The 7,293-nt window shown below is 61.6% G+C and carries 9 protein-coding genes; 2 read left to right on the top strand and 7 right to left on the bottom strand.

The window, feature by feature from the left end:
- Positions 1 to 76 precede the first annotated feature (76 nt).
- Together ACW9I6_RS28835 and ACW9I6_RS28830 are read right to left on the bottom strand one after the other, a co-directional pair.
- A complete protein-coding gene (locus ACW9I6_RS28835; protein WP_003211683.1) occupies positions 77 to 1,690 on the bottom strand; it encodes an NAD(P)/FAD-dependent oxidoreductase in 1,614 nt (537 codons plus the stop codon).
- Positions 1,691 to 1,797: 107 nt separating this feature from the next.
- Positions 1,798 to 2,469 carry a COG3650 family protein gene (locus ACW9I6_RS28830; protein WP_003211681.1) on the bottom strand — a complete coding sequence of 224 codons (672 nt, stop codon included), beginning with the start codon at positions 2,467 to 2,469 and terminating at the stop codon, positions 1,798 to 1,800.
- A 136-nt stretch (positions 2,470 to 2,605) separates the two neighbouring features.
- Between ACW9I6_RS28830 and ACW9I6_RS28825 the strand changes: the two genes are divergently transcribed.
- Positions 2,606 to 3,001 carry a hypothetical protein gene (locus ACW9I6_RS28825; protein WP_008432073.1) on the top strand — a complete coding sequence of 132 codons (396 nt, stop codon included), beginning with the start codon at positions 2,606 to 2,608 and terminating at the stop codon, positions 2,999 to 3,001.
- Positions 3,002 to 3,017: 16 nt separating this feature from the next.
- On the opposite strand, the gene ACW9I6_RS28820 is transcribed toward ACW9I6_RS28825, so the two are convergent.
- A complete protein-coding gene (locus ACW9I6_RS28820; protein WP_003211677.1) occupies positions 3,018 to 3,617 on the bottom strand; it encodes a short chain dehydrogenase in 600 nt (199 codons plus the stop codon).
- A gap of 104 nt (positions 3,618 to 3,721) precedes the next feature.
- Here ACW9I6_RS28820 and ACW9I6_RS28815 point away from each other — a divergent pair, with 104 nt between their 5' ends.
- Positions 3,722 to 4,630 (top strand): LysR family transcriptional regulator, encoded by a 909-nt coding sequence (locus ACW9I6_RS28815; RefSeq protein ID WP_003211675.1) that lies wholly within the window; start codon positions 3,722 to 3,724, stop codon positions 4,628 to 4,630.
- On the opposite strand, the gene ACW9I6_RS28810 is transcribed toward ACW9I6_RS28815, so the two are convergent.
- From ACW9I6_RS28810 to ACW9I6_RS28795, 4 genes are read right to left on the bottom strand one after another with little or no spacing between them, the layout of a single operon-like run.
- Entirely contained in the window at positions 4,627 to 5,112 is a 486-nt protein-coding gene (locus tag ACW9I6_RS28810; RefSeq protein WP_003211673.1) for a DoxX family protein, read from the bottom strand. The two genes, ACW9I6_RS28815 and ACW9I6_RS28810, sit on opposite strands and share 4 nt — an antisense overlap.
- A complete protein-coding gene (locus tag ACW9I6_RS28805) occupies positions 5,109 to 5,885 on the bottom strand; it encodes an HvfC/BufC N-terminal domain-containing protein (RefSeq protein ID WP_003211670.1) in 777 nt (258 codons plus the stop codon). Before ACW9I6_RS28805 ends, ACW9I6_RS28810 begins: the two co-directional genes overlap by 4 nt.
- Positions 5,882 to 6,757, bottom strand: coding sequence for an MNIO family bufferin maturase (gene bufB, locus ACW9I6_RS28800; protein WP_457340105.1), 876 nt, complete (start codon positions 6,755 to 6,757; stop codon positions 5,882 to 5,884). Before bufB ends, ACW9I6_RS28805 begins: the two co-directional genes overlap by 4 nt.
- Positions 6,758 to 6,783: 26 nt before the next feature.
- On the bottom strand, positions 6,784 to 7,089 hold the full coding sequence (locus tag ACW9I6_RS28795; protein WP_003211666.1) for a BufA1 family periplasmic bufferin-type metallophore: 306 nt from the start codon (positions 7,087 to 7,089) through the stop codon (positions 6,784 to 6,786).
- Positions 7,090 to 7,293: the final 204 nt, after the last annotated feature.

Raw genomic sequence — 7,293 nt, 5'->3', positions numbered from 1 at the left:
CATCATTCGGCTGATCCACCGCATTCGCGAGCAAGCCCGCTCCCACATTTGATCTGCTGCGTTTTCAGCGCAGTGGTTAAGCCTCGATACCCAACATATCCCGCGCCAGCGCCTCGGCAATCCGAATCCCGTCGACACCAGCCGACAAAATCCCACCGGCATAACCGGCACCTTCGCCCGCCGGGAACAGGCCTTTCACGTTCAAGCTTTGCATCGACTCATTACGGGTAATCCGCAGCGGCGATGAAGTGCGGGTCTCGATCCCGGTCAGGACCGCGTCGTGCAGCGAGTAGCCCTTGATCTGCTTCTCGAACGCCGGCAACGCTTCGCGGATGGCTTCGATGGCAAACTCCGGCAACGCCAGCGCCAGGTCACCCAGGGCTACGCCGGGCTTGTAGGATGGCTCCACGGTACCGATGGCGGTGGACGGCTTGCCGGCGATGAAATCACCCACCAGCTGCGCCGGTGCTTCGTAGTTGCTGCCGCCGAGGATGAACGCGTGGGATTCCAGGCGTTCCTGCAACTCGATCCCGGCCAGCGGGCCGCCCGGGTAATCCACTTCCGGGGTGATGCCCACCACGATCCCGGAGTTGGCGTTGCGTTCGTTACGGGAGTACTGGCTCATGCCGTTGGTTACTACGCGGTTCGGCTCTGATGTCGCCGCGACCACGGTACCGCCCGGGCACATGCAGAAGCTGTACACCGAACGGCCGTTCTTGGCGTGGTGCACCAGTTTGTAATCGGCGGCCCCGAGTTTCGGGTGGCCGGCGTACTTGCCCAGGCGTGCAGCGTCGATCAGCGACTGCGGGTGTTCGATACGGAAACCCACCGAGAACGGCTTGGCTTCCATGTACACGCCACGACCATGCAGCATGCGGAAGGTATCGCGGGCGCTGTGGCCGAGGGCCAGGATTACGTGCTTGGACAGGATCTGCTCGCCGCCATCCACCACCACGCCATTCAACTGGCCGTCTTCGATCAGCACGTCGGTGACCCGCTGCTCGAAGCGCACTTCACCGCCCAGGGCGATGATCTGCTGGCGCATGTTTTCCACGACGCCGGTCAGGCGAAACGTACCGATGTGCGGCTTGCTGACGTAGAGGATTTCATCTGGCGCACCGGCCTTGACGAACTCGTGCAGCACCTTGCGACCGTGGAATTTCGGATCCTTGATCTGGCTGTAGAGCTTGCCGTCGGAGAAGGTCCCGGCGCCGCCTTCACCGAACTGCACGTTGGATTCCGGGTTCAGCACATTCTTGCGCCACAGGCCCCAGGTATCCTTGGTGCGTTGGCGCACTTCGCGGCCGCGCTCGAGGATGATCGGCTTGAAGCCCATCTGTGCCAGCAACAGCCCGGCGAAGATCCCGCACGGGCCAAAACCGACGACGATCGGCCGCTCGGTCAGGCCTTCCGGCGCATGGCCCACGACCTTGTAGCTGATGTCCGGCGCCGGGTTGACGTTGCGGTCGTCGGCGAACTTGAGCAGCAGGGCCGCCTCGCCTTTGACTTCCAGGTCGATGGTGTAGATGAAGCACAGCTCCGACGATTTCTTGCGGGCGTCGTAGCTGCGTTTGAACAGGGTGAAATCGAGCAGGTCATCACTGGCGATGCCCAGGCGTTGCACAATGGCAGGCCGCAGGTCTTCTTCGGGATGGTCGATGGGCAGCTTGAGTTCGGTGATTCGTAACATGACAGGAATCCGGTAGGCGGCGGGCAAAGAGGCCGGCTGTTTTGCAAACCGGCGATTATAAGCCCCAACAGCGGTTTCCCGTCATGCTAAAACAGCGCAGGGCGCAATCAGTCGTCTCGCGAACCGCCGAACGACGCGCAACCGCGTTGCACCTGGCCGTTGACCCGAAGCTCAGCGGACATGTGCTGCAGGCTGCCGCTGGCGCTGTCGACACAGCGTTGCGGGGCCACCCAGAGTTCGATGTGCTGGTTATTCGCTTCGGTCATCAGGTTGAACCGTCCGTCGCCCGATTGCTCTTCCACATACGGCACGGCCAAGGGTGGCTGGCCTTCACGCTCCAGCACCATGCCCTTGGCGGTGACGTTCATCGCCCAGGCCGGTTTGTGGCCGTTGGCCCGCAGGATCATGCGCTTGAAGTCCGGGTCATCACAGGCCGAGGTCGAGCGCTCGACGCGGTACACCTGTTGCAGGTCCACCGTGCCCTGGGTGCCGCTGGCGACGCCGGAGAACTTGCCACGCAGGTCGGCAAACAGTGCGCCTTGCTGGCCGGCCAGGGAGGCGGCCTCCTGCAGGATGCTGGTGCCACCGGTGTCGTTGACCACGTAGTTGCGTTTGTCGTTGCAGGGCTGGAACAGCAGTTTGTCACCCTGCGCCGTCAACTCGCCCTGCATGCGGGTCATCCCGGCGAGAGAGGGCTTGGCCGGCTCGTTATCGAACATCTGGCAGGCGGCGAACAGGGGCAACAGGGCAAACAAGGCTAGGGTACGGGCGGCACGCATTATCGGGTCTCCTGATAAGTGCCGCCACGTTACGCAGGCTGGCGGTGCATCACAAGCCCGGGACACAGGTTGAATAAGGTGTGCCGGGGGCGATCATCCCTGCTGGGACTTTTCCTATAGAGGGATCTGAACGGTCATGGGAACGTCTTTCTCTTTTATTCGGAAAGCCGCGATGACTATTCGATGGAATCTGTGGGGGCTGTTACTGGTGACGGGTTCTGCACTGGGCAGTGAACCGGCGCGGCTGGAGTACTCCTCTGCCACTGACTTTACCGAGATCTCGATCACCGTGAAGAGGACGCCTGACAGTAGCCCGGACTTTATTTCGGTCAATGTCACGCTGAGCCCGGAGGCCAGGGCCCGCACGGCTGCAATTACTTTACTGGCTTACAACAAGCAGGTTTCGACATACGTAGACGGCTACAACGTGAGTGATGGCGCCACTGTCATGGGTGTGCTGAACACACGAGAAATACAGTTTTCCGTCCCCCAGGACATGCTCCGTAAATGGATGCCCTGGGTTCAACGGTGACGGCTTTTCAGGCTGGTCAGCCTACGATAAACGTCTGCCCGGTCTGCAAGCCTTCCACGCTTTTCGCGTAGGCCAACGCCACTTCTGCACCCGGAGCCGGTTTGTACCCACGGAAGTACGGCGCGTAGCTGCCCATGGCTTCCAGCAGGACGGTAGGGCTGACCGAGTTGATGCGCAGGCCGCGGGGCAGTTCGATCGCAGCGGCTTTCACGAATGCATCCAGCGCGCCGTTGACCAGGGCAGCCGAAGCACCGGTGCGAATCGGATCGCGGTTGAGAATGCCGCTGGTGAAGGTGAACGACGCGCCGTCATTGGCGAACTCGCGGCCAATCAGCAGCAGGTTGACCTGGCCCATCAGCTTGTCTTGCAGGCCCAGGTCAAAATCGGTTTCGCTCATGTCGCCCAGGGGCACGAAGTTGACGCTGCCGGCGGCGCAGATCAGTGCGTCGAATTTGCCGGTCTGCTCGAACAGTTTGCGGATCGAGGCGCTGTCGCTGATATCGACCTGGAAGTCGCCACTTTTGCGACCGATGCTGATCACTTCATGCCGTTGGGACAGTTCTGCCTTCACCGCCGAACCCACGGTACCGCTTGCGCCAATCAACAGGATTTTCATCGTGCCTTCCTCCAGATGTGTAGGTGAGGTTTCAGTCTAGAGTGATTTTTTGCGCGGATAAGTGCACTAATAGGCAACTTTTGGTTTTCAATTGGAAACAATCCATGAGCGAAATGGATGACCTCGCCGCGTTTGCCGTGTTGATCGAAGCCGGCAGCTTTACCTTGGCGGCCCAGCAACTGGGCTGCAGCAAAGGGCAACTGTCCAAGCGCATCAGCCAGTTGGAAGCGCAGTTTTCGGTGGTGTTGTTGCATCGCACCACCCGCCGCCTGAGCCTGACTGCGGCGGGTGCGGCGCTGTTGCCGCAAGCCCAGGCGTTGGTGGTCCAGGTGGAGCGGGCACGTCAGGCATTGGCCAGGCTCAAGGATGATCTCGTCGGCCCGGTGCGTATGACGGTTCCGGTGTCCCTGGGCGAAACCTTCTTCGACGGTCTGTTGCTGGAGTTTTCCCGGGAGTACCCACAGGTGCAGATCGAGTTGGAACTCAACAACCAGTACCGGGACCTGGCGCGGGATGGCTTCGACCTGGCGGTACGTTCGGAGGTCGCCAACGACGAGCGTCTGGTCGCCAAGCCGTTGCTCGCCTGGCACGAGATGACCTGCGCCAGCCCGGCTTACCTGGAACAGCACGGCGAGCCGCTGACGCCGGCGGAACTGGTGGGCCACAACTGCTTGCTGAACAGCCACTACAGTGGTCGTGAAGAGTGGCTGTATCACCAGCAGCATGAGCTGCTGCGGGTTCGGGTATCCGGGACCTTTGCCTCCAACCATTACAACTTGTTGAAGAAGGCTGCACTGGTGGGGGCGGGCATCGCGCGCTTGCCGTCCTACGTGCTGCACGCGGAATTGGCTGACGGTCGCCTGCGCTGGCTCCTGCGGGATTATCAGACCCGCAGCATGCCGATGTACCTGGTCCATCCGTATCAGGGCGGCCTGCCGCGCCGCACCCAGGTACTCGCAGATTATCTGGTGGGCTGGTTCAAGCGCAGCGGCGAAGCCCTCGATCGCCTTTAGCGGTAGCGTCGCGCAATCAGGTGATCAATCGAGAAGCTGCCCGGTCCCTTGGCCATCAACAGCAGCAGCAATGCGATCCAGGTGCCGTGGGTCGGGTAGGCGTCCGGGTAGACGAAAAGCTGGATGGTCAGGGTCATGCCCAGCAGCGCCAGCGCCGAGAATCGCGTGGCAAACCCCACGAGGATCAGCACCGGGAAGAAATGCTCGGCGAACGCAGCCATGTGCGCCGCCACTTCCGCAGACAGCAGCGGCACGTGGTATTCGCTGCGAAACAGCGGCAGGGTGGACGGCGCCAAGTGCGGCCAGCCCAGTTGGAAGGTCCCGCCGATCAGGTCCACGGCAAGGCCTTCCACTTTGGTCTGGCCGGATTTCCAGAACACCGCTGCGATAGAGAAGCGTGCGACAAAGGCGATCAGGCTGTAGGGGATTTTCTCGAAGCACTGGATGATCCGTTGGATCAGCCCGGGAGCGGTGGTGTTCATGGCGATACCTTGGGTTCTGTGTGCAAGTGGGTGATGGCGCCGTGACCGATCAGCAGGGCCAGGCATTGGTGCAGGTCAAATTCGGCGGCCGCATCGAGGGCGTAGGCCACGGCCATTTCCAATGGCCAACCGTTGTTCAGGCTGTTGATAAACGTCGCTGAGCCGCTGTCGATGTGAAATACCTGCACGTGCAGGCCATTGCGTAGTACCAGCGCGCTTTGGGCATGGAAGGGGTCGAGGGTGGCGAGGGATTCGCCGGTCTGATGCGCCGCCCATAAAGCCACCACGGCGTAGGCCGAGTTCAGGGTGGCCAGGGATGGATGCAGTTGCAGGCGCAGTTCGCCCAGGTCCGACTGTTGTTGCAGGGTGGCGATGACCTCTTGTTGATCCAGCGGCTGTGCGTCTGCCGCGTGGTAGGCCCTCACCCGCAATCGCTCCAGGCGCGCCACATCAGCTAGGTAAGGCACGCTGGCGGCGGGGGCGAAGCCCTGGATAAAGTCCGCCAGGTCGCTGCCGTATTCATTGATCAGAGGGCTTGTCGGCGGGAAACCCTGGACATACACACCGGCCATCGCCCGAAAAAACTCATCGCCCACCAGTTGCAGGGTGACCGGGTAGCCGGCGGCCAGCGCGTTGATCAGCGAGCTATGGACATTGTTGCGATACACCGCAAAACGACCGGCCGGATCGGCGCCGTTGCGGCTGAACAAGCCTTGCGGGCAGTTTTCCTCGGGGGACAGCAGGGCGCGGCTAAAGACGTCCTGGCGGCTCATGCACGCGCCTCCAGCAGAAACCGGTCGGCCTCGCGTGCTTCAGCGTGCAGCACGCTGAACGCCGGCACCTGGTTGTCGCGCTCGATCAGCGTGGCGACCGGCCCGGTGCGGCTGAGCACGTGCTGGTAGAGCTGCCATACCGCGTTGTCGATGGGGGCGCCGTGATCGTCAATCAGCAAACGGTCGCCGAGGCTGTCGGTGTCTTCGGCAAACCCTGCCAGGTGAATCTCGCCCACGGCTTGCAACGGCAAGGCCTCGATGTACTTCAGCGGGTCTTGCTGATGGTTGATGCACGACACATACACATTGTTCACGTCCAGCAGCAGCCCGCAGCCGGTGCGGCGAATCGCTTCGCTGATGAAGTCGGTCTCTTCCAGGGTGGAGCACTGGAATTGCAGATAGGTCGACGGGTTCTCCAGCAGCATGGTCCGCTGCAGGCGGGTTTGTACCTGGTCGATGTGTTCGCACACCCGCTTCAGGGTTTCATCGTCATACGCCAGCGGCAGCAAGTCATTGAGAAACACGGGGCCGTGGCTGGACCAGGCCAGGTGTTCGGAAAAGGAGTGGGGTTGATAGCGTTCGATCAGCGTGGCCAAGCGCGCCAGGTGCTCGTCGTTCAGCGGACCTTCGCCGCCAATGGACAGGCCTACACCGTGCAGCGACAGCGGGTACTGTTCGCGGATCAAGCCCAGGTAGTGATGGAAAGGCCCGCCGGCCACCATGTAGTTTTCGGCGTGGACTTCAAAAAAACCGATATCGGGGGACGTCTCGAGCACTTCACTGAAGTGCTCGTTCTTGAGCCCCAGCCCGGCCCGACGGGGGAGGCCGGGCGCCTGAGCCTGGGAGATGGAGTGGGTGAATGAGAGCGTCATCGTCAGTACTCAGGCTGTGCAGGGTTTCAGGACTTGGCGGTGAAGGCAGCTTCCTGGCCGAAGCCGGTTGGCGAGGTGGTGCTTGGGGTTTTCAGGCAGGTACCGGCCGGGACCAGTTTCCAGGCGTTGGCCTGATCCTTGACCTTCGAGGTGCCCGCGCAGGAAGTGCCGGCGCCTGCAGCGCAATCGTTCTTGCCGGCTTCGGCTACACCGAAGCATTTCTGCATGTCATCGGCGGCGTGGGCGGTGGTGGTCAGGGCGGACAGGCTCAGGGCCGAACCCAGGGCCAGGACGAGGGTGGCGGCGGACAGCGAGCGGGTTTTGGTAGTCATGGTGTATCTCCAGCAGTGGGTTGAGTTGGCAAGCATGTTCGCCTGCTTACACCACTAGAGAAAGGGGGAAGGGATTCGTTACAAAGCCGGGGAAAATAATTTCAGGTTTCGCCAAAGTCTTTGGTTCACACCAAGCAAATGTGGGAGCGGGCTTGCTCGCGAAGGCAGTGGGTCAGTCACCCAACAAGTTGGCTGATCCACCGC

The sequence above is a fragment of the Pseudomonas sp. SDO5522_S412 genome, from assembly GCF_054071215.1.
Note: the sequence above shows the minus strand (reverse complement) of the source record. Positions and strands in the feature narration are given on the sequence as shown.